We start from the raw sequence: 19858 nt of genomic DNA on the forward strand, positions 1-19858 counted from the left end.
TTTCGCACTGTGCGGGGATTTCCCATGCCCGATGATCGCGAGTTCCGCATCCGCCCGGGGCGTATCCGTTCGACACGGGCGCAGCAGGCCCGTCCCTTTGTCGCACAGGCTCTGGCTGCCGCGAAAAAGGCCGGGGGTGGTGTCTCGCGGGCCGGGCGTGTCACCCCGGGCAATCGGTCCCGCTTCGGGCGCGGTCAATGCGCCAGTATTCAGGCCAACCGCCTCATCACCGCCCGCACACGCGGCGCGGTGGTCAAGGCGCGTGTGGTCCGGCACAGCGGGAAATCCGCGCCCCTCGGAGCCCACCTCGATTACCTGCGCCGGGACGGCGTGACCCGGGACGGGGAGAAGGCCAGGCTCTTCGGGCCGGGAACGGAGGATGCCGATGGCCGGGCCTTTGCCGAGCGGTGTCGCGATGACCGTCATCATTTCCGGTTCATCGTCTCACCCGACGACGCGCCGGACATGTCCGACCTGCGCTCCTTCACCCGCGATCTCGTCGGGCGGATGGAGCAGGATCTCGGCACACCTCTTGACTGGGTCGGCGTCGATCACTGGAACACCGCCCATCCGCATGTCCATCTGATCGTTCGGGGTACGCGCGACGACGGCCAGGATCTCGTGATCTCGCGGGACTACATCAAGGAGGGCATGCGCGACAGGGCACGGGATCTCGTCACCCAGGAACTGGGCCCACGTAGCGATCTCGACATCCGCCGGACACTAGAGCGACAGATCGGGGCTGAGCGCTGGACGCAGCTCGACCGTCAGTTGCTGCGGGATGCAGGGCGTTCGCGCATCCTCGACATGGCGCTGGATGCGGACCGGCAGCCGGATGCGTTTCACCCGCTGAAGGTCGGGCGTCTGCGCCGGCTGGAAATGCTCGGCGTCGCCGACCAGATCGGACAGTCGCAATGGCACATCAGGGATGATGCCGAGGCGGTCCTGCGCGAGATCGGGGAGCGTAGCGACATCATCAAGCGGATGCATCGGGCGCTGACGGAACGCGGGATCGAGCGCGGGTCCTCGAGTTTTGTCCTTGCCGCGGAGAGCCTCGATGTTCCTGTCATCGGTCGTCTGGTCCAGCGGGGCCTTGATGACGAGCTGAAGGGGACAGCCTATGCCGTGGTCGATGGTGTCGATGGCCGGAGCCACCATATCCGTCTGCCCCATCTCGACGCCGCCGGCGACAGTGCTCCAGGCTCTATCGTGGAACTCCGCACCTATGACGATGCGCGCGGCCAGCGTCGTGTCGCGCTGGCGGCTCGGTCCGATCTGGACCTCGCTGCGCAGGTGACCGCGTCCGGGGCCACCTGGCTCGACCGGCAGGCCATCGCGCGGGATCCGCTCGCCCTGTCGGAGCAGGGCTTCGGTGCCGAGGTCCGGGAGGCCCTGGAAGCCCGGGCCGAGCATTTGATCTCGGAGGGGCTGGCCGAGCAGCGGGGCGGCAGGGTGGTCTTTGCCCGTCGCCTGCTTGGAACCTTGCGCGACCGGGAGTTGCAGGCGGTTGGCACGCAGCTCTCGGGGGAGACCGGGTTGCCGTTCAACAAGGCGGATTCTGGCGACTACGTCAGCGGCCTCTATCGCCAGCGTCTCGCGCTGGCTTCGGGCCGTTTTGCCATGATCGAGGGCTATGGCGCGGACGGCGCGCTCGGGTTCCAGCTCGTGCCCTGGTCTCCGTCTCTCGAAAAGCATCTCGGCCGGGATGTCACCGGCGTCGCGCGCGGGGACGGCGGAGTGGACTGGGACTTCGGCCGCAAGCGCGGCCTCGGCCTCTGATCAACACACCGGAAAGGAGCGACAGTCATGTCCGCGACCAAGATCCTCTGGGGCCAGATCTCTATTGTCTTCCTCATCATTCTGGCCACTACCTGGGGCGCAACGCAATACGTGGCTGCGAGCCTTGGCTATCAGGCACAGCTGGGCCCGCCCTGGTTCGTGTTGTTTGGGACGCCCGTCTACTATCCTCCCGCCATCTTCTGGTGGTGGTATTTCTATGAGGCCTACGCGCCACCGGTCTTCGCGACAGGCGGGATCATCGCTGCCTCGGGGGGCTTCATCGCGATCGGTGTGGCCATCGCCATGTCGGTCTGGCGTGCCCGCGAGGCCCGCAACGTCGCGACTTACGGTTCTGCCCGATGGGCTGAGAGGGGCGAGGTGAAGGCGGCCGGACTTCTAGACCCGGATGGTGTGGTCCTGGGTCGCTATGACCGGGAATACCTGCGCCACGATGGGCCGGAGCATGTGCTCTGCTTCGCTCCGACGCGATCCGGCAAGGGGGTAGGGCTGGTCGTGCCCTCACTTCTCACCTGGCCCGGCTCGGCCATCGTTCATGACATCAAGGGAGAGAACTGGCAGTTGACCGCCGGATTCCGGGCCCGGCACGGTCGGGTCCTGCTGTTCGATCCGACCAATCCGAACTCTTCGGCCTACAACCCCCTGCTGGAAGTGCGCCGTGGGGAGTGGGAGGTTCGCGATGTCCAGAACATCGCCGACATCCTCGTCGACCCCGAGGGGAGCCTGGAGAGGCGAAACCATTGGGAGAAGACCAGCCACAGTCTACTCGTCGGTGCGATCCTGCACGTCCTCTATGCCGAGAAGGACAAGACGCTGGCCGGTGTCGCCAACTTCCTGTCCGACCCGCGGCGTCCCGTAGAGTCCTCACTCCGCGCCATGATGCGGACGCCGCACCTTGGCGAGGTGGGACCGCATCCCGCGGTCGCCAGTGCCGCCCGCGAGTTGCTCAACAAGTCCGAGAATGAACGCTCCGGTGTGCTTTCGACGGCGATGTCATTCCTTGGGCTCTATCGCGACCCTGTCGTCGCTCAGGTCACGCGCCGCTGCGACTGGCGGATTGGTGACATTGTCGGGGGAGTGCGCCCCGTCACGCTGTATCTCGTGGTGCCGCCCTCTGACATCAATCGCACCAAGCCGCTCATCCGCCTGATCCTCAACCAGGTCGGCCGACGCCTGACCGAAGACCTGCAGGGCAAGGATGACCGGCATCGGCTGCTTCTGATGCTCGATGAGTTCCCAGCTCTTGGCCGGCTCGACTTCTTCGAGAGCGCGCTGGCCTTCATGGCGGGCTACGGGCTGAAGAGCTTCCTTATCGCCCAGTCGCTGAACCAGATCGAGAAGGCTTACGGCCCGAATAATTCGATCCTCGACAATTGCCACGTCCGGGTGAGTTTCGCGACCAACGATGAGCGCACGGCCAAGCGGGTATCCGACGCTCTCGGCACGGCCACCGAGATGAAGGCGATGAAGAACTATGCCGGTCACCGTCTGGCGCCCTGGCTCAGCCATCTCATGGTGTCCCGGTCGGAAACTGCGCGGGCCTTGCTCACGCCCGGAGAAATCATGCAACTGCCGCCGTCCGATGAGATCGTCATGGTGGCCGGCACACCACCGATCCGGGCGACGAAAGCGCGGTATTATGAAGATACGCGGTTCACCGAGCGGGTCTTGCCGCCGCCCGATTTGGGGGATGTAGGCGCGACCGGGAAGGATGACTGGAGCAGTCTGGCCGTCCCAACGCAGAACGGCGAGTTGGAGCCAGTATCCGAGACGGGATCGGAGGATGAGGACCCGACTGCGTCAGAGCGCCGTCTTCAGCCGGAGCTGGCGCAGACTCGGTCGGCCGACAGGCAGACGCCTCTCGAGAACGAGTTTGAATTCGACCCACCCGAGGATGAGGAGGATGGTGCCATTCGCAATCGACGCATCATGCAGCAGATGCGCGGTGTCGCGCGTCAGGTTTCCCTCAATCCCGATGACGGCATGGAGCTTTGATCATGACCTCGAGCCGCAAGAAGACGAAGATCTCAGTCTACCTCGATCCAGAGGTCATGCAGATGCTGGCAGACTTCTCAGCTCGTCGCGACAGATCCCAGTCAATGGTGGCCGAGGCCGCGATCGCATCCTTCCTCTCTCCGGATGACGCGGAGCGCCGCGAGGCGGTTCTGGCGAGGCGTCTGGATCAGATCGACAGGCGGATCACACGGCTGGAGCGCGATGTCGGGATCTCCGTCGAAAGCCTGGCCGTGTTCATCCGTTTCTGGCTTGCGACAACACCCGCTCTGCCGGAACCGGCAGCCAAGGCGGCGCGGGCGAAAGCAGGAGACCGATACGAGGCGTTTGTCTCAGCTCTCGGTAGGCGTCTCTCGCAGGGGCCGAAACTGCGGCAGGAGGTGTCGGAGGATGTGGAAGGAGGCGCGGGTGGCTGAAAGGATGTCACCTGTCTCAGCCGCAGACGTCGGAACTGTAGCCGTGATCACCGTGTCCGGGTTGATCGGCCCAAAGCCGCCGCCCGATGCCCAACCTCGGTGCTGCGCAACGGCACGTCATTGCGGACCTTCGCCGCAACCGAAAGATCAGGTGATAGGCGAACTCACGCGTTGCGGGGCAGAGCTGTCGTTTCTAGTCTCGGGATCAGTGACCAATGCTTTTCGCGCTCATCCTTGGTTGCCCGAGCGGTCAATATGTTCTCGGCACGAGGGGCGCTATCGGAGGGAAGTGATGATCAACCTGAGTGCGGGCGAACGAGATGCCATTGAAGACATGGATGTGGATTCTCTTCGAATTGCCATCGAGGAAGCACGGAAAGCGCACAGCTCGACTGCAGTGACGCGCCTACAGCTTTATCGCCTTGGCGCTTACGTCCAGGAAGCCGAACGGCGGTTCGACTTGGCATTGGCCAACCTGCGCAAGGCGAATGCCGCGGCGAAGATCGCGAGTTCAGAGCAAGCAGCCATTCGTGCCGGATGGGATCTCGCCTCAGCAGTCGATCAGATGAAGAGTCGGGCAAGACAGGAGAGGCGCGATGGTGAGCGCTTTTATGTCGATGACCACATCCACGAACCCTTCACGTTCCGACCAGAGATGACCGTCTCGGTTTCGTACCGCTGGCGGACCACGGAAAACGATGACTGGTCTTATGGTCGGATAATCTTCCATCATCACCATGTTGCCCGGCCCCAGCCCAGGGCTTTCGCTCATCGGCGCAAGCTCACCGCGCGTCAGCGTGAGAAAGAGCTATCGGAGGCGCTCCAGCGGGAGTGGTATCATATGCGCGATCTAGCCCTTTTCAGCGTGAGGGATTTTTTCCGCGATGGTGGCAATGGGGCCGACATCCCGGAGACGTTCGATGCCGTCACCGATCGCGGTAGCTTGAATAACTCCAGTCTGAACTTCTGGGCGTAACAACCTTGCAGCTGCCGATCTCCACTCCGCAGCGTTTCGTGGGACCATGACCGGGCAAATCCGTTGTTCGCGGCCCAAATGTATGTGTCGGCTGCTGTTCGCAATCGAGAATTTGGCACGATTTCGGAAATCGCTCATATGTATCCGGCCTGTTGATCGGCTCGCGGGCCGTGGCCTTGATGGGGTTACGCACGCACCGTGGTCTCATTACCGGCAAGGTCCATGATGACCATTTGGGCCGTCAGACTCTGGGGGCGTATTTTCTCCGTTCCATGCTGTCCTCTCTATCGCGAACTCCTTGGTGACCGTGGAAGGCGTTAGATCGCTTCCATGGCCGCGTCTTTTGGCGCGTCGAACCGGGTGCCGTGCCGCAGTAGGCTCCAGGCGGTTCGAGCGAGTTTGTTGGCAAGCGCTATGGCCGCTTTGTTTCGCGGCATACGGGCAACCGCCTCGGTCAGCCACGGGCCGAAACTGAAGTCGGACCATCGGTGCGGGCGCATCATGATCACTTTCGCCGCCTGCACGAACAACATCCTCAGATAGCGGCTTCCGCGTTTGGTGATCCTGCCGAGAATGGTGCGACCGCCGGTGCTGAATTGTCGGGGCACCAAGCCAACCCATGCCGCGAAATCGCGGCCCCGGTCGAATGCCTCGCCTTTGCCGACGGCCGCGACCATCGCTGTCGAGATCATCGGCCCGATGCCGGGTATCGTCATGATGTTGGCGCAGTTCTCTTCAGTGCGGCTAATCTCCTCGATCTCGCCAGAGACATCCTCAATCCGTTTGTCCAGCCAGAGCCAGTCGCCATAGAGCCCGATCAGAATGCCGCGCATTCTAGGCGATATCTCATCCCTTCGCTGGTCGAGGATCTTCTCGAAGGAATTTTTCAGCGCCCGCAGTCCCGACCTGACGGTGATGCCCTGTTCGATCAGAAAGGCCCGGATCTGGTTGATGGTGGCGGTGCGCCGCGAAACCAGTCGTGCCCGAACCCGATGCAGGGCCTGAAGGTCGAGCTGATCCTGATTTTTCTCCGAGACGGTCCGAAGATTGGGCCGCAGCGCGGCTTCTGCGATCGCCTCGGCGTCGTTATAATCGTTCTTCTGGCCCTTGTTGAACGGCTTTACGTAAATCGCCGGTATGATCCGCGGCTCGAACCCCATGCCCCGCAGCGTTCGGCTGACAAAATGGGCGCTGAGGCAAGCCTCCATACCCACGATGCAGGGTGGGAGTTGCTCAAAGGTGGCATTCAGAGCCAAGCGCTTGATTTGCTTCCGTATGACGAACTGGCCGGACCGATCGAACCCGACCAGGTGAAACGTATCTTTTCCGATGTCGATCCCGACGACGGCGAGGTCTTCGATACTTCCTGTCTTCTTTGCACACATGGCTGCTTCTCCTTGTTGCGCGGTTGATCCCGGTTAAGGATAACCCAACGGTAGGGAAGCAGCCGACACATCCCATTACCGGCCATCCACTGCGCTCCCTTGCGCCGCGGCGCAGCTTCGTCAAACCGGCCTTTGGCGCATCGTGCAGCATTTTGAGAAGACCAGTGACTGCTGCGCGGGAAAGAGGTATTGCTGGTTCGCCCGGAATTCGGATGCCCGGACCCAAACGATGCATCATCACATGTACCTTTAGGGTTGCAAGCATACAGTCATCGGAGGACGATAACGTGAATAGGCTGTTCAAGCGGTGGCCTTAGAACCATAATCCATCTTATTTGCAAGGGACTGTGTTGGAAGGCGTTAATTTAGAGAAGAGTGAAACAGGGTCATTATGTTTCACTATTGAAAATATTTCTGATGAGTTGAAAGGCGTTGTTCGAAACCGCCTGTCCGAGATTTGCCATGGCGCGGCTAAGGCGTCGAGAACATCGGTTATCTATTCATACAGAAGAACGCTTAACGCTTTCTTCGAGAAATTCGATACCAAATCCGCCGATACGCAAAAGGGCATGATTGGAGAGCTGCTGACTCATGTACTCTTCCTGCATTTCGAGGAAGAGTTTCGTGCGGCATCGCCATTCTTCAATATGGAAGAGGATTCGATCAAGAAAGGCTTTGACCTCGTCTTGCATCACAAAGGCACGAGCGAAATATGGTTTGTCGAAGTGAAGGCTGGGGACTGCGGGCTGGAAACGAGCATCAACAAGCTGGGCAACCTTCTGTCCCTAGCAAAAAACAGTCTGAAAGCCGCGCTTAATAGCGAAAGAAATACACTTTGGCAAAATGCCGTGAACGGGGCCAACTTGGTCATTCAAAGTTCAGGGCTCAAGTCACAAATCGAAACACTGCTTGAGATTTACAATGAAAAGGCAGTGGCGGGTAAATCGGTAAGTGCTGACTATAACGCTGTTCTGGTGGCCGTGTGTTTTTCCGGCGGCCAGGCGTTCGCTACCGGGGCGGAGTTTGAAGGAAGACACACCACACAAAGGGATATGAACGAGTTCCAGAATTTGATGTCAGTTGCGCTGCAAAAGGACACCATCCAAAGCATCGTAGATTTCCTACGGAGCGAGGTTGACGATGGCTAAGGCACCGCTCAGAACGCTCAGAAATTCGGATTTCTTTGAACTATATCAGACGCTGTTAACTCGCGGTGAATTGACCCGGGCACAAGCGGAAACGCTTCTGGCAGCGGCTGTCCTGTTCCTGAACAATGACAACCCGGATGTCACCGCATTGGGATACCGGATTGTTGTGATGTATGCGAACCTTACCGGTGACTACGTTCCGCTATACGACGTTGCGATTGGCCGGGGATTCATGCCGATTGTAGACAGTGTGCAATCTGGCTTGGCTGCGGAGGACGAGACCGCCCATTTCTTCCCCGAATATTTTTCATCTCTGCTGGAATTGTTTGAAGTCGAAGGCGCGGTCTTCACTCAACAGCAGCTGGATTTGGGAAACTTCTTTTTTGAGCACAACCTGACGGACGTGACGGTCACGGCCCCTACATCTTACGGAAAGTCGGAGCTGATTTCCGGGTTCTGCAATCAAAACCTCCAAAGCAATATCTGCGTCTTGGTGCCGACCAAAGCTTTGCTGGCCCAGACCAAACAACGCTTGCTGAGAAAGCGTGTTGCTGGCGACAACCGCCAAATCATCACCCACGCCGAGATGTTCCAGGGTGGTGATCGCAATTTTCTGGCAGTCTTGACCCAAGAGCGGTTGCTTAGGTTCTTCATTAAGCATCCGGGTGTCAATTTTGACTTTGTCTTCGTTGATGAAGCGCACAACCTGCTCGGGGAGGACTCGCGAGCTTTGTTGTTGGCCAAGGTTGTCATCCTGCAAAAGCGGCGAAATCCGGCGGCGCGTTTCAAATACCTGACACCGTTTCTAGTTGATCAAAAGAACTTGCAGCTTCGATACGCAAAAATTGAACCAGAGGACTACAAGGTCAAGGAAAGCCTGAAGACTGAGCGGTTCTACGTGGTTGATTGCCGGGATGGCGGAGCTGTCCAACTTTACGATCAATATTTCGACAGGTTTGTTCAGTGTGGCGACGATGCCTTCGGTGACGAACTTGAGTTGATTTTGCAGCAGGCCGCCAAGAAGAATATTATCTTCTTCAACTTGCCAAAAAAGATCGAGAAGTTCATGCATGCCTTTCTTCCGCGTAATGACAGTGTCGAAAGCGATAGTATCGCGCGGGTGTATGAGAGCATTTCAGATTTTCTGCATAGTGAATATTTGCTTGTTGAGGGCCTGCGAAAAGGCATCTTGTACCACCATGGTTCAGTGCCGGATATTGTTAAGCTTTATATCGAGCGGGCCTACACCGAGATCCCGGAAATCCGCCATATTGCGTGCAACTCAACTTTGCTTGAAGGCGTGAATATCCCAGCAGAAAAGATGTTCATCCTCGAGAAAAAGAAGGGACTGAAAAATCTTTCAAAGGCTGAGTTCCGGAATCTCGTGGGCCGGGTATGCAGGTTCAATGAAATCTTCAGCGGCGAACCTGGGAAACTTAGGATGCTCGAACCGGAAATATTCTTGGTCGGAAGCGATGCGTATCTGGATGGGGGAGCCAATCTAAAAGATTTCATCAAGTCCGTTTCACAAGTCGATCTGAAGCTTCAAGATGAGATCGATAACGTATTGCTGGAAGAGCGGTTGATCGAAGATGACGTCACTGAAGGGCTCAAGCGCGAGGCCGATGAATTCCTTGAGAACATCCTTCCGGGCACAACGGGGCTGGAGGTCGCCCGCGCAGAAACGCCTGTAGGACGCGCATGCTTTCTGAACAACATCTCTGAGATAGGGGTCCTGCAGCACGAGATAGAAATCCAGAGTATACTCGACGGTCTTGTTGAGCCGCTTCAGAACTCAAACGAAGTCATGGCCTTGATTGCTGGTGCGTTCATCCCGTTCCTCAAGGACGGTGCGGCCTTTGACATCCTTCGTCGTTTGAAGGAGGAAAACGCCCAGACCTTCTACGCCATGCTCATTGACTGGAAAATCAAAGGCGCGTCCTACGCGGAAATGATCAGGAACTTCCTTCGCTATTGGGAGGGTATGGGCAGCAATGAAGTGTATGTGGGGAAGTGGGGTGAAATCGCCAGGGAAGGCTCTTATCGCCAGAGTTGGGTTGTCATCAGCGAGAAGACGCATGCCGAGCAAGTGAATCTGGCTATAGTGCGGATCAAGGAGGAGCAGGATTTCGTTGATAATCACTTGCTGAAATACGTGGAGCTCCTGCACGATCTAGGGAAGCTCGATGAAGAACTATATTTGCAAATCAAGTACGGAACGACCAATCAGGACAAGATCAGACTGATGAATTTCGGAGTGAACTCGATACTCGCAGGCAAACTCATCGATAATTATTCGAAGTTTGTTGACGTTCAACCTGATGCCGGTGTTGTAGAACTTCGACCTGATTTGATCGCGCAGATGCGCCAAAATGGCGAGAATGAAATCTTGGTGTTTGAAGCTGAAATGCATATGGGACTAGGGCACGAATTTTGAGCCAAGATAGCAACCGGTTATGCTGTGACAGAATGCCCTTTTAGGTTAATCGGTGGTTCTCTTCGTGCGTGCTGCGAACGTCCGTTTTCCGCCCGAAACCACCAAGTTCGCATGACGGTTGCCACGACGCCTTCCTTCTGGAGTGGATCTGGGGGACATTCCGCCGTCTTCCTGTCTTTACACGCCACGCTACTACGCTCCTCGGAAACCTGTTGAGCCGTAGGCATTTACGGCTTTTTTAATCGACCCCGATCCAGGGCGGCCTGTTGGAGGCGCCCGTAAGGGAACGGGGCCGGCATGGCGAAGACCGATCAGAGACCAGAGGTGATCCGGAGAGGCGCGCGGATGCTGCGTACCGCGCTCGGGCCGGCGATCGCCGGGTTTCTGGACGACCCCATGATCGTCGAGGTGATGCTCAACCCCGATGGGCGGCTCTGGGTCGACCGACTTTCCGAGGGGCTGGCCGACAGCGGCAAGACGCTCAGCGCAGCCGACGGTGAGCGCATCGTACGACTGGTCGCGCACCATGTCGGCGTCGAAGTTCATAGCCTGTCCCCTCGCGTTTCCGCAGAACTGCCGGAAACCGGTGAGCGTTTCGAGGGGCTGCTTCCGCCCGTGGTCGCCGGTCCGGCTTTCGCCATCCGCAAACCCGCCGTCGCCGTCTTCACCCTCGAAGATTACGTCACCGCCGGAATCATGACCGGGATGCAGGCCAAGGCGCTGCGCCAGGCGGTTGCGACCCGTGCCAATATCCTGGTGGCGGGGGGCACCTCGACCGGCAAGACCACGCTGACCAATGCGCTGCTCGCCGAGGTAGCGAAGACGCAAGATCGCGTCGTGATCATCGAGGACACCCGGGAACTGCAATGCGCCGCGCCGAACCTCGTGGCGATGCGCACCAAGGACGGCGTTGCCAGCCTGTCGGATCTGGTGCGGTCCTCGCTGCGTCTGCGCCCCGATCGTATTCCGATCGGTGAGGTGCGTGGCGCCGAGGCGCTGGACCTTCTCAAGGCTTGGGGCACCGGACATCCGGGCGGCATCGGCACAATCCATGCCGGTTCCGGCATCGGTGCGCTGCGCCGCCTCGAACAGCTCATCCAGGAAGCCGTCGTCACCGTGCCGCGGGCCATGATCGCGGAGACCATCGACCTCGTGGCCGTCCTGGCCGGGCGCGGTTCCGCGCGTCGTCTGGCCGAACTCGCCTGCGTCGAGGGCCTCGGGCCGGAGGGCGACTACCGGATTTCACCTACCATTTCAGAACCCACCACTCACGAACCAGGAGATCCCGCATGATCCGTCACGCCCTGCGCATCCGCCAACACATCGCCACGGCCGCCGCCGCCACCTATGTCAGCCTGTTCATCGCTCCGGCTGCGCATGCCTCCGGGTCTTCCATGCCCTGGGAAGCGCCTCTGCAATCCATCCTCGACTCCGTCGAGGGGCCGGTGGCCAAGATCGTGGCGGTGATCATCATCATCGTCACCGGTCTGACGCTGGCCTTCGGCGATACCGGCGGCGGGTTCCGGCGGCTGATCCAGATCGTCTTCGGGATTTCCATCGCCTTTGCGGCCTCGTCCTTCTTCCTGAGCTTCTTCAGCTTCGGTGGCGGAGCGCTGATCTGATGGCGCTGAGTTTCGAAGCCCTCGACGCCGTACCGGGGTTCAGCGTGCCGGTTCACCGCGCGCTGACCGAGCCGATCCTCCTCGGCGGAGCCCCACGCTCGGTCGCCATTCTGAATGGCACACTCGCGGGTGCGGTCGGCCTCGGACTTCAGCTCTGGCTGGTCGGGATCCTGATCTGGGCCGTCGGCCACATTGCTGCTGTCTGGGCGGCCAGGCGCGATCCGCTCTTCGTCGAGGTTGCACGCCGCCATTTGCGCATTCCCGGTCATCTCTCGGTGTGAACTCCCATGATGAATCTCGCAGAATACCGCCGCACCGCCTCGCGCCTCGCCGACTACCTGCCCTGGGTGGCGCTGGTCGGGGAGGGCGTGGTCCTCAACAAGGACGGCTCGTTCCAAAGAACGGCGAAATTTCGGGGGCCCGATCTGGACAGCGCCGTCGCGGCCGAACTGGTCGCGGTGGCAGGACGGCTGAACAACGCCTTCCGGCGCCTCGGTTCCGGGTGGGCGATTTTTGTCGAAGCACAGCGCTCTGAGGCCGCCACCTATCCTGCAAGCGCCTTCCCGGATGCGGCGTCGGCGCTGGTCGATGCCGAGCGCAAGGCCGATTTCGAAGAGGAGGGGAGCCATTTCGTATCCGGCTATTTCCTGACCCTCCTCTGGCTCCCGCCCGCCGAGGACGCGGCGCGCTCAGAATCCTGGCTCTACGAGGGCCGCGAAACCTCGGGTGTGAACCCCTGGGAACAGGTGCGCGGCTTCATCGACCGTACCGATCGCGTGTTGGCGCTGCTCGACGGCTTCATGCCGGACTGCCACTGGCTCGATGACGCCGCTACGCTGACCTACCTGCATTCGACGATTTCGACCAACCGGCACCGCGTGCGCGTGCCCGAGGTGCCGGTCTATCTCGACGCGCTCTTGCCCGACCAGCCGCTGGCCGGCGGGCTGGAGCCGCGCCTGGGTAATCATCACCTTCGCGTCCTGACGATCACCGGCTTTCCCGGCGCCACGACCCCGGGCCTGCTCGACGAGCTGAACCGGCTGGCCTTTCCCTATCGCTGGTCGACCCGGGCCATTCTCATGGACAAGCTGGATGCGACGAAGCTGCTGACCCGGATACGCCGTCAGTGGTTTGCCAAACGCAAGAGCATCGCCGCGATCCTCAAGGAGGTGATGACCAACGAGCAATCCGCGCTGGTCGATACAGACGCGGCGAACAAGGCCGCTGACGCGGACATGGCCTTGCAGGAACTCGGCGCGGATGTGGCTGGTATGGCCTATGTCACCGCGACGATAACGGTCTGGGACGAGGACGTCCGTCGCGCCGACGAGAAGCTGCGGCTGGTCGAGAAGATCGTCCAATCCCGCGATTTCAGCGTCATGGTCGAGACGGTCAACGCCGTCGATGCCTGGCTCGGAAGTCTGCCCGGGCATGCCTATGCCAATGTCCGCCAGCCACCGATCAGCACATTGAATCTCGCCCATATGATCCCGCTCTCGGCGGTCTGGGCGGGCGAGGCGCAGGACGAGCATTTCGGCGACGCTCCGTTGCTCTACGCCAGGACCGAAGGCTCCACCCCGTTCCGGTTTTCTCTCCATGTCGGCGATGTCGGGCACACACTCGTCGTCGGCCCGACCGGCGCGGGCAAATCCGTGTTGCTGGCGCTGATGGCGCTTCAGTTCCGGCGGTACTCGCGCAGCCAGATCTTCGCCTTCGACTTCGGCGGTTCTATCCGCGCCGCCGCGCTTTCCATGGGCGGCGACTGGCATGACCTCGGCGGAGAGCTGACCGACGCGGACGAGAGTTCCGTCTCGCTACAGCCGCTGGCCCGCATTCACGAGACGTCGGAGCGCGCTTGGGCGGCTGACTGGATTGTCGCCATCCTGACGCGCGAGAACATGCAGATTACCCCGGATGTGAAGGAACATATCTGGACGGCACTGACCTCGCTGGCCTCGGCCCCTGTGGGCGAGCGGACCATCACCGGCCTCGCGGTCCTGCTGCAGTCCAACGACCTGAAGCAGGCGTTGCGCGCATATTGCGTCGGTGGACCCTATGGCCGGCTGCTCGATGCCGAGACCGAACAACTGGGATCGGCGGATGTGCAGGCCTTCGAGATCGAGGGGCTGGTGGGAACTGGCGCGGCGCCCGCCGTCCTCTCATACCTGTTCCACCGGATCGGTGATCGGCTCGACGGACGACCCACGCTGCTCATCATCGACGAGGGTTGGCTCGCGCTCGATGACGATGCCTTCGCGGAGCAGCTCCGCGAGTGGCTGAAGACGCTGAGGAAGAAGAACGCCTCGGTGATCTTCGCGACGCAGAGCCTCAGCGACATCGATGGCAGTACCATCGCGCCGGCGATCATCGAAAGCTGCCCGACGCGGCTCCTGCTGCCGAACGAGCGGGCCATCGAGCCTCAAATCACCGCGATCTATCGCCGCTTCGGCCTCAATGACCGGCAGATCGAGATCCTCGCGCGAGCCACGCCCAAGCGCGACTACTACTGTCAGTCGCGGCGCGGCAACCGGCTGTTCGAGCTGGGTCTCAGCGATGTCGGACTGGCCCTTTGCGCGGCGTCGTCCAAATCGGATCAGGCGCTGATTGCCGAAATCTGCGCCGGGCACGGCCAAGACGGCTTCCTCGCCGCCTGGCTGAAGGCGCATGGCCTCGATTGGGCCGCCGACCTGATCCCCGACCTCACCAATCTCGCCATCGACGCAGAAGGGGAATCTCCGGCCTCCGCTGTTGTTGAGGACGCCGACATCGACCTTGAAGAAGAGGAAGTCACACCATGACACGCAAGATTACGTTTCGGTTCGCCGGCCCGTCGCTGTTCGCCCTCGCGCTGGCGATGCCCATGGCCATGTCGCCCATCGCAGCGCCCCCCGCCCATGCGCTCTTCGGCATCGGCGGGGGGCCTTTCATCGTCTACGACCCGACCAACCATGCCGAAAACCTCCTGACCGCGGCGCGCGCTCTGGAACAGATCAACAACCAGATCGCACAGCTCCAGAACGAAGCGCAGATGCTGATCAATCAGGCGCGCAATCTCGCCAACCTGCCGTATTCCGCGCTCCACCAAATCCAGCAGAACGTCAGCCGCACACAGCAACTCCTGGCCCAGGCGCAGAACATCGCCTTCGATGTGCAGAGCATCGACCAGATGTTCCAGCAAGACTATGGCAACCTTTCCCTGACGGCGACCGACCAGCAGCTGATCGCCGAGGCTCGGTCCCGTTGGGAGAACACGGTCGGTGGCCTAGAGGATGCGATGCGCGTGCAGGCCGGTGTCGTCGGCAATATCGATGCCAACCGTTCGGAAATGTCGGAGCTCGTGGGGCAGAGCCAGAACGCGGTCGGTGCTCTGCAGGCCACACAGGCGGGCAACCAGCTCCTTGCACTGCAATCGCAACAGCTCTCGGACCTGATCGCGGTGATCTCGGCAAACGGTCGCGCCAACGCGCTGACCGAGGCCGAGCGCGCCACCGCTGCGGAACAGGGCCGCATCCAGCGCGAGCGCTTTCTGACGCCGGGCTCGGGCTATCAACCCGGCAATGCGCAGATGTTCAATTGAGGCCGGGAGGGGAGACGATGGAGGGGAAGGTGCTGGCTGGGATCGCGGCCATCGTGTTCGTGGCGATCGCGATCACTGCCACAGTGATCGAGATGTTACGCGAGGAAACTCCCGTGCCAGCCAGCACCGCGCCCGTGCTCCAGCCGTTTGCCGATCCTCTCCGCGCGACGCTGCGCCGGTGCCAGCAGCTTGGCGAGGCCGCTTCCAGCGATGCCGATTGCCTCGCCGCCTGGGCCGAGAGCCGTGACCGGTTCCTCGGCCGGACGCCTGCACCCGAAGCGCAGCTGCGTCCGGGAGACCAATGAGCCATGGGGGGAACCGGGGTCATCGACAACTTTCTGGGCATCTTCACCAGCTATATCGACAGCGGGTTCGGTCTGCTCGGGGGCGAGGTGGCTTTCATCGCCACCACGCTGATCGTCATCGACGTGACGCTGGCGGCCCTGTTCTGGGCCTGGGGCGCCGATGATGACATCATTGCCCGACTGGTGAAAAAGACGCTCTTTGTCGGGGTCTTCGCCTATATCATCTCAAACTGGAACAACCTCGCCCGGATTGTCTTCGAGAGCTTCGCGGGCCTCGGTCTGATGGCCTCGGGCACCGGGTTTTCCGCCGCAGATCTTCTGCGCCCCGGCCGCGTCGCCCAGACCGGGCTCGAGGCCGGGCGACCGCTGCTCGAGAGCATCTCCGATCTGATGGGCTGGGTCGCGGTCTTCGAGAACCTCGTCCAGATCCTCTGCCTGTTCTTCGCCTGGGTGTTGGTGATCCTCGCCTTCTTCATCCTCGCGGTTCAGCTCTTCGTCACCCTGATAGAGTTCAAACTCACGACCCTCGCGGGCTTCGTGCTGATCCCCTTCGGCCTCTTCGGCAAGACCGCTTTCATGGCCGAGCGCGTGCTGGGCAACGTCATCTCGTCCGGCATCAAGGTTCTCGTCCTCGCCGTGATCATCGGCATCGGATCGACGCTCTTCGGTCAGTTCACCGCAGGCTTCGGAGGCGTGACGCCGACCATCGATGACGCCATGGCGATTGTGCTGGCCGCCCTGTCTCTGCTGGGCCTCGGTATCTTCGGCCCCGGCATCGCCTCGGGTCTGGTGTCCGGCGGACCCCAACTCAGCGCGGGGGCGGCCATAGGTACAGGCCTTGCCGTTGGTGGTGCTGCGATCGGGGCCGGAGGGGCGACCATGCTGGCTGCACGTGGAGCCGGATCAGTGCTCTCCGGTGGCGCCGCCCTGGCACGCGGCGGTGCCACCGCGGCGGGCGCTGCCTCGAGCGCCTACACGCTCGGCTCGATGGGCGGAGGAGGTCTCCCCGGCGGGATGGCTGGTGTGGCGCGCGCCGGTGCCGCTGCCGCGGCATCACCCCTCAAGAAGGCCTCCTCTCGCGCTGCTGGCGGGATTCAGTCCAGCTACGCCGAGGGCGTCAAGGGCGGTGTTGCGGCGACGGGCGGAACCTCCTCGATGGGTTTGGTCGGCGGCACGCCGCCCGAGCCTTCTTCCGGCCCGTCCACCTCCGATGGCCCGCCAGCCTGGGCAAAGCGCATGCGCCATAGCCAAGCCGTGAGCCATGGCGTGCGCGCTGCGGCCCATGCCGTCCGGTCGGGCGACAGCCACGGCTCGGGCTCCTCCGTCAATCTCTCCGAAAGGGATCGCTCATGAACCTCTTCAGGCGCTCCGCCACCCATTATGGCAAGATACCTCAGCCAGAGACGCCCTATCAGAGGGCCGCGCAGGTCTGGGACGAGCGTATCGGCTCCGCCCGCGTTCAGGCCCGCAACTGGCGCTACATGGCCTTCGGCAGCCTGATCCTCGCGGCGGGTTTTGCCGGCGCCCTGGTCTGGCAATCCGCGCGTGGCACCGTCGTGCCCTGGGTCGTTCAGGTCGACGCGCTCGGCGAGGCCCAGGCGGTCGCGCCAGCCTCCGCCGACTACGAGCCGACCGATCCGCAGATCGCCTTCCATCTTGGCCGTTTCATCGAACAGGTTCGTTCCATCCCCGCTGACCCGATCATCGTGCGGCAGAACTGGCTGCGCGCCTATGAGTTCACCACGGATCGCGGGGCGGCCGCGCTCAACGATTTCGCTCGCGCCAACGACCCGTTCTCCCGCGTCGGTCGCCAACAGATCGCTGTCGAGGTGTCCTCTGTCATCCGGGCCTCGCCGGGATCGTTCCGCCTCGCCTGGACCGAGCGGCACTACGAGAACGGTCAGCTTTCCACGACCGAGCGCTGGACCGCGATCCTGACCGTCGTGCTCCAGACCCCGCGCAGCGCCGAGCGCCTGCGCGCCAATCCCCTCGGAATCTATGTCAATGCGATCTCCTGGTCGCGGGAGATGAGCCAATGACTGGAACTCTTGTTCGTGAACGCGGGTCTTTGATGCCCACCATTCCCGGATTGGTGGCTCTTCTTCTATCAGCGTCCGTGCTGGCGGGATGTGCCAGTAACCCGGTGCCGGAATTCAGCTACGACGAGTCCGTGCCGCCACTGCCCAATTCGCCCGCCTCGACTGCCGAGGAACGCCCTCGGCCCCTGCACACGCCACCGGTCTGGACAGTCGCGCATGGCGGAGCGGCGGCGGGCACACCGACCGGCCGTATCGAAAACGCCAATGCCGCCGCCCGGATCGAACCGCGCCGGGAAGGCTATTACAATGCGATCCAGATCTATCCCTGGTCGGAAGGAGCCCTCTATCAGGTCTATGCCGCGCCGGGTCAGATCACCAACATCGCACTCGAGCCGGGCGAACGTCTGACCGGCGCGGGTCCGATCGCTGCGGGGGATACCACGCGCTGGATCATTGGCGACACAGAGAGCGGGTCCGGATCCACTGCCCGCGTCCACATCCTCGTCAAACCGACGCGGGACGACATCTCGACCAATCTGGTGATCAGCACTGACAGGCGGGTGTATACGATCGAGCTGCGTGCACGCGAGGCGCTCTACATGCCGTCGGTCGCCTGGGCCTATCCGGCAGCGCCCCGTGGTGGGCGACAGGCTGTGGGAACCGCGCCGGCCATTCCGGCGCCCTCTGCCCGCAATCATCGCTACGGCTTGCAGATCCAGGGCGAAAGCCCGCCCTGGCGTCCTGTCTCGGTCTTCGACGATGGCCGTCGTGTTTATGTCGTCTTCCCGGCTGGCATCGCCCAGGGCGAGATGCCGCCTCTTTTCGTGCTCGGTTCGGACGGGGAGCCGCAGATCGTCAACAGCCGTATCCACGGGAACGTGCTGATCGTGGATCGCCTCTTCGGCGCCGCCGAGCTCCGGCTGGGCGCAGGAGACCGCCAGCAGGTGGTCCGGATCGTGCGCATGGAGGCGCGCGAGGCGGATGCGCGGGCGGAGGGGGATGCGCAAAGGGGAGGGGCGTCATGAGTGACACCGATCCTGCAGCTCCGATGCGTCTGCGCCCCGATCCGCCCCGCGTGACGAGGCTGTCGCGCAGGGTTCTGGCCGGTGTCGGGGCGGTCGCGCTGTTCGGCCTTGGGGGCGCGTTGATATATGCGCTTCAGACCCGTGAGGCAGGGCCGGGAGGTGGAGAACTCTATTCCATCGACAACCGACCGGCAGCGGACGGCCTGGAAGGGCTGCCGTCCGACTATACCGGACCGGTTCTGGGACCTGCACTGCCCGGTGACCTCGGGCGACCGATCCTCGATGCGCAGGAGCGGGGAGTGCCCGTGACCCCTCCGCCGATTGTGGGCCCGACCGTCGATCCGGAAGCGGAGCGCCGCAGGGCGGAGGAGGAAGCCGCGCGGTTGAGCGGCGTCTTCTTCCAGACGGCGTCTGGCAGGGTAACGACGGCCGGGGTCGGCGGGAATCTTCCGGGCCTGAACGGCTCCGAGCAACCTGAGGGGAGCCGACATACGGCTTTCCTCAACGGTCCGGTGGACCGGCAGACCGTCGCATCGGATCGCATTCAGCCGCCAGCCTCTCCGTATATCCTACAGGCGGGAGCGGTGATACCCGCCGCGCTCATCACCGGTATTCGCTCCGATCTCCCGGGGCAGATCACCGCGCAGGTCACCGAGAATGTCTATGACAGCCCGACCGGATCGCTGCTCCTGATCCCGCAGGGAACCCGCATCATCGGCCAATACGATGATGGCGTGACGTTCGGCCAACGCCGCGTTCTGCTGGTCTGGAACCGCCTGATCCTGCCCGGAGGCCGGTCCATCGTTCTCGAACGTCTGCCAGGCGCGGATGCGAGCGGCTATGCCGGCCTAGAAGATGGCGTCGACTACCACTGGTGGGACCTGATGCGCGCGGCGGGTCTGTCCACGCTGCTTGCGATCGGCGCGGAGCTCGCCACCGATGACGAAGACCGCCTGGTCCAGGCGATCCGGGATGGCGCGGTGGACACGATCAATCAGGCTGGTCAGCAGATCGTCCAGCGTCAGTTGCAGGTCGCGCCGACACTGACCATCCGCCCGGGGTTCCCGGTCAGGATCATCGTCACCCGCGATCTGGTATTCGAACCCGCAGGAGGTTGA

General features: G+C 62.0%; 17 protein-coding genes. 16 read left to right on the plus strand and 1 reads right to left on the minus strand.

Features of this window, described 5'->3' with window-relative positions; all coding sequences use genetic code 11:
* Positions 1-24 precede the first annotated feature (24 nt).
* The 4 genes from CEW89_RS02205 to CEW89_RS02220 all read left to right on the plus strand — a co-directional run bounded on the left by CEW89_RS02205 (position 25) and on the right by CEW89_RS02220 (position 5202).
* Positions 25-1779, plus strand: coding sequence for a relaxase/mobilization nuclease domain-containing protein (locus tag CEW89_RS02205; protein WP_096804735.1), 1755 nt, complete (start codon positions 25-27; stop codon positions 1777-1779).
* Positions 1780-1806: 27 nt separating this feature from the next.
* On the plus strand, positions 1807-3792 hold the full coding sequence (locus CEW89_RS02210; protein ID WP_096804736.1) for a conjugal transfer protein TraG: 1986 nt from the start codon (positions 1807-1809) through the stop codon (positions 3790-3792).
* 2 nt (positions 3793-3794) lie between these two features.
* Positions 3795-4226 (plus strand): CopG family transcriptional regulator, encoded by a 432-nt coding sequence (locus tag CEW89_RS02215; protein ID WP_096804737.1) that lies wholly within the window; start codon positions 3795-3797, stop codon positions 4224-4226.
* A gap of 292 nt (positions 4227-4518) precedes the next feature.
* Positions 4519-5202: a hypothetical protein gene (locus tag CEW89_RS02220; protein ID WP_096804738.1), complete on the plus strand. Its 684-nt coding sequence runs from the start codon at positions 4519-4521 to the stop codon at positions 5200-5202.
* Between the two features lie 317 nt (positions 5203-5519).
* On the opposite strand, the gene CEW89_RS02225 is transcribed toward CEW89_RS02220, so the two are convergent.
* Positions 5520-6587, minus strand: coding sequence for an IS110 family RNA-guided transposase (locus CEW89_RS02225; protein ID WP_096804739.1), 1068 nt, complete (start codon positions 6585-6587; stop codon positions 5520-5522).
* Between the two features lie 350 nt (positions 6588-6937).
* On the opposite strand from CEW89_RS02225, the gene CEW89_RS02230 reads away from it, so the two are divergent.
* The 12 genes from CEW89_RS02230 (at position 6938) to CEW89_RS02285 (ending at position 19858) form a co-directional block, all read left to right on the plus strand.
* Complete coding sequence (locus CEW89_RS02230; RefSeq protein WP_096804740.1) at positions 6938-7735, plus strand: Hachiman antiphage defense system protein HamA; 798 nt, start codon at positions 6938-6940, stop codon at positions 7733-7735.
* On the plus strand, positions 7728-10172 hold the full coding sequence (locus CEW89_RS02235) for a DEAD/DEAH box helicase (RefSeq protein ID WP_096804741.1): 2445 nt from the start codon (positions 7728-7730) through the stop codon (positions 10170-10172). Before CEW89_RS02230 ends, CEW89_RS02235 begins: the two co-directional genes overlap by 8 nt.
* Positions 10173-10517: 345 nt before the next feature.
* Positions 10518-11465, plus strand: coding sequence for a P-type conjugative transfer ATPase TrbB (gene trbB / locus CEW89_RS02240; RefSeq protein ID WP_425321037.1), 948 nt, complete (start codon positions 10518-10520; stop codon positions 11463-11465).
* Positions 11462-11794 carry a TrbC/VirB2 family type IV secretion system protein gene (locus tag CEW89_RS02245; protein ID WP_011747801.1) on the plus strand — a complete coding sequence of 111 codons (333 nt, stop codon included), beginning with the start codon at positions 11462-11464 and terminating at the stop codon, positions 11792-11794. The genes trbB and CEW89_RS02245 overlap by 4 nt, the downstream gene beginning before the upstream one ends.
* A complete protein-coding gene (locus CEW89_RS02250) occupies positions 11794-12075 on the plus strand; it encodes a VirB3 family type IV secretion system protein (protein ID WP_096804743.1) in 282 nt (93 codons plus the stop codon). Before CEW89_RS02245 ends, CEW89_RS02250 begins: the two co-directional genes overlap by 1 nt.
* A 6-nt stretch (positions 12076-12081) precedes the next feature.
* The gene (trbE, locus tag CEW89_RS02255) at positions 12082-14592 is read left to right on the plus strand and encodes a conjugal transfer protein TrbE (RefSeq protein ID WP_096804744.1); all 2511 of its coding nucleotides are present in this window, start codon (positions 12082-12084) and stop codon (positions 14590-14592) included.
* Positions 14589-15371 carry a P-type conjugative transfer protein TrbJ gene (trbJ, locus tag CEW89_RS02260; protein WP_096804745.1) on the plus strand — a complete coding sequence of 261 codons (783 nt, stop codon included), beginning with the start codon at positions 14589-14591 and terminating at the stop codon, positions 15369-15371. Before trbE ends, trbJ begins: the two co-directional genes overlap by 4 nt.
* 17 nt (positions 15372-15388) lie before the next feature.
* A complete protein-coding gene (gene trbK-alt, locus CEW89_RS02265) occupies positions 15389-15676 on the plus strand; it encodes a putative entry exclusion protein TrbK-alt (RefSeq protein WP_096804746.1) in 288 nt (95 codons plus the stop codon).
* A 3-nt stretch (positions 15677-15679) separates the two neighbouring features.
* Positions 15680-17029: a P-type conjugative transfer protein TrbL gene (gene trbL, locus CEW89_RS02270; protein ID WP_096804747.1), complete on the plus strand. Its 1350-nt coding sequence runs from the start codon at positions 15680-15682 to the stop codon at positions 17027-17029.
* A complete protein-coding gene (gene trbF / locus CEW89_RS02275; protein ID WP_096804748.1) occupies positions 17026-17715 on the plus strand; it encodes a conjugal transfer protein TrbF in 690 nt (229 codons plus the stop codon). Before trbL ends, trbF begins: the two co-directional genes overlap by 4 nt.
* The gene (gene trbG / locus CEW89_RS02280) at positions 17712-18740 is read left to right on the plus strand and encodes a P-type conjugative transfer protein TrbG (protein ID WP_096804749.1); all 1029 of its coding nucleotides are present in this window, start codon (positions 17712-17714) and stop codon (positions 18738-18740) included. Before trbF ends, trbG begins: the two co-directional genes overlap by 4 nt.
* The gene (locus tag CEW89_RS02285; protein ID WP_096804750.1) at positions 18737-19858 is read left to right on the plus strand and encodes a TraB/TrbI/VirB10 family type IV secretion system protein; all 1122 of its coding nucleotides are present in this window, start codon (positions 18737-18739) and stop codon (positions 19856-19858) included. The genes trbG and CEW89_RS02285 overlap by 4 nt, the downstream gene beginning before the upstream one ends.

The organism is Celeribacter ethanolicus, from assembly GCF_002407265.1.
GTDB lineage: Bacteria > Pseudomonadota > Alphaproteobacteria > Rhodobacterales > Rhodobacteraceae > Celeribacter > Celeribacter ethanolicus.

Coding starts and splice junctions, on each gene's coding strand:
- trbL (WP_096804747.1), top strand. CDS start 15,680: ATGGGGGGAACCGGGGTCATCGACAACTTTCTGGGCATCTTCACCAGC.
- trbF (WP_096804748.1), top strand. CDS start 17,026: ATGAACCTCTTCAGGCGCTCCGCCACCCATTATGGCAAGATACCTCAG.
- CEW89_RS02225 (WP_096804739.1), bottom strand. CDS start 6,587: ATGTGTGCAAAGAAGACAGGAAGTATCGAAGACCTCGCCGTCGTCGGG.
- trbJ (WP_096804745.1), top strand. CDS start 14,589: ATGACACGCAAGATTACGTTTCGGTTCGCCGGCCCGTCGCTGTTCGCC.
- CEW89_RS02245 (WP_011747801.1), top strand. CDS start 11,462: ATGATCCGTCACGCCCTGCGCATCCGCCAACACATCGCCACGGCCGCC.
- CEW89_RS02220 (WP_096804738.1), top strand. CDS start 4,519: ATGATCAACCTGAGTGCGGGCGAACGAGATGCCATTGAAGACATGGAT.
- trbB (WP_425321037.1), top strand. CDS start 10,518: ATGCTGCGTACCGCGCTCGGGCCGGCGATCGCCGGGTTTCTGGACGAC.
- CEW89_RS02215 (WP_096804737.1), top strand. CDS start 3,795: ATGACCTCGAGCCGCAAGAAGACGAAGATCTCAGTCTACCTCGATCCA.
- CEW89_RS02205 (WP_096804735.1), top strand. CDS start 25: ATGCCCGATGATCGCGAGTTCCGCATCCGCCCGGGGCGTATCCGTTCG.
- CEW89_RS02250 (WP_096804743.1), top strand. CDS start 11,794: ATGGCGCTGAGTTTCGAAGCCCTCGACGCCGTACCGGGGTTCAGCGTG.
- CEW89_RS02210 (WP_096804736.1), top strand. CDS start 1,807: ATGTCCGCGACCAAGATCCTCTGGGGCCAGATCTCTATTGTCTTCCTC.
- trbE (WP_096804744.1), top strand. CDS start 12,082: ATGATGAATCTCGCAGAATACCGCCGCACCGCCTCGCGCCTCGCCGAC.
- CEW89_RS02285 (WP_096804750.1), top strand. CDS start 18,737: ATGAGTGACACCGATCCTGCAGCTCCGATGCGTCTGCGCCCCGATCCG.
- trbK-alt (WP_096804746.1), top strand. CDS start 15,389: ATGGAGGGGAAGGTGCTGGCTGGGATCGCGGCCATCGTGTTCGTGGCG.
- trbG (WP_096804749.1), top strand. CDS start 17,712: ATGACTGGAACTCTTGTTCGTGAACGCGGGTCTTTGATGCCCACCATT.
- CEW89_RS02235 (WP_096804741.1), top strand. CDS start 7,728: ATGGCTAAGGCACCGCTCAGAACGCTCAGAAATTCGGATTTCTTTGAA.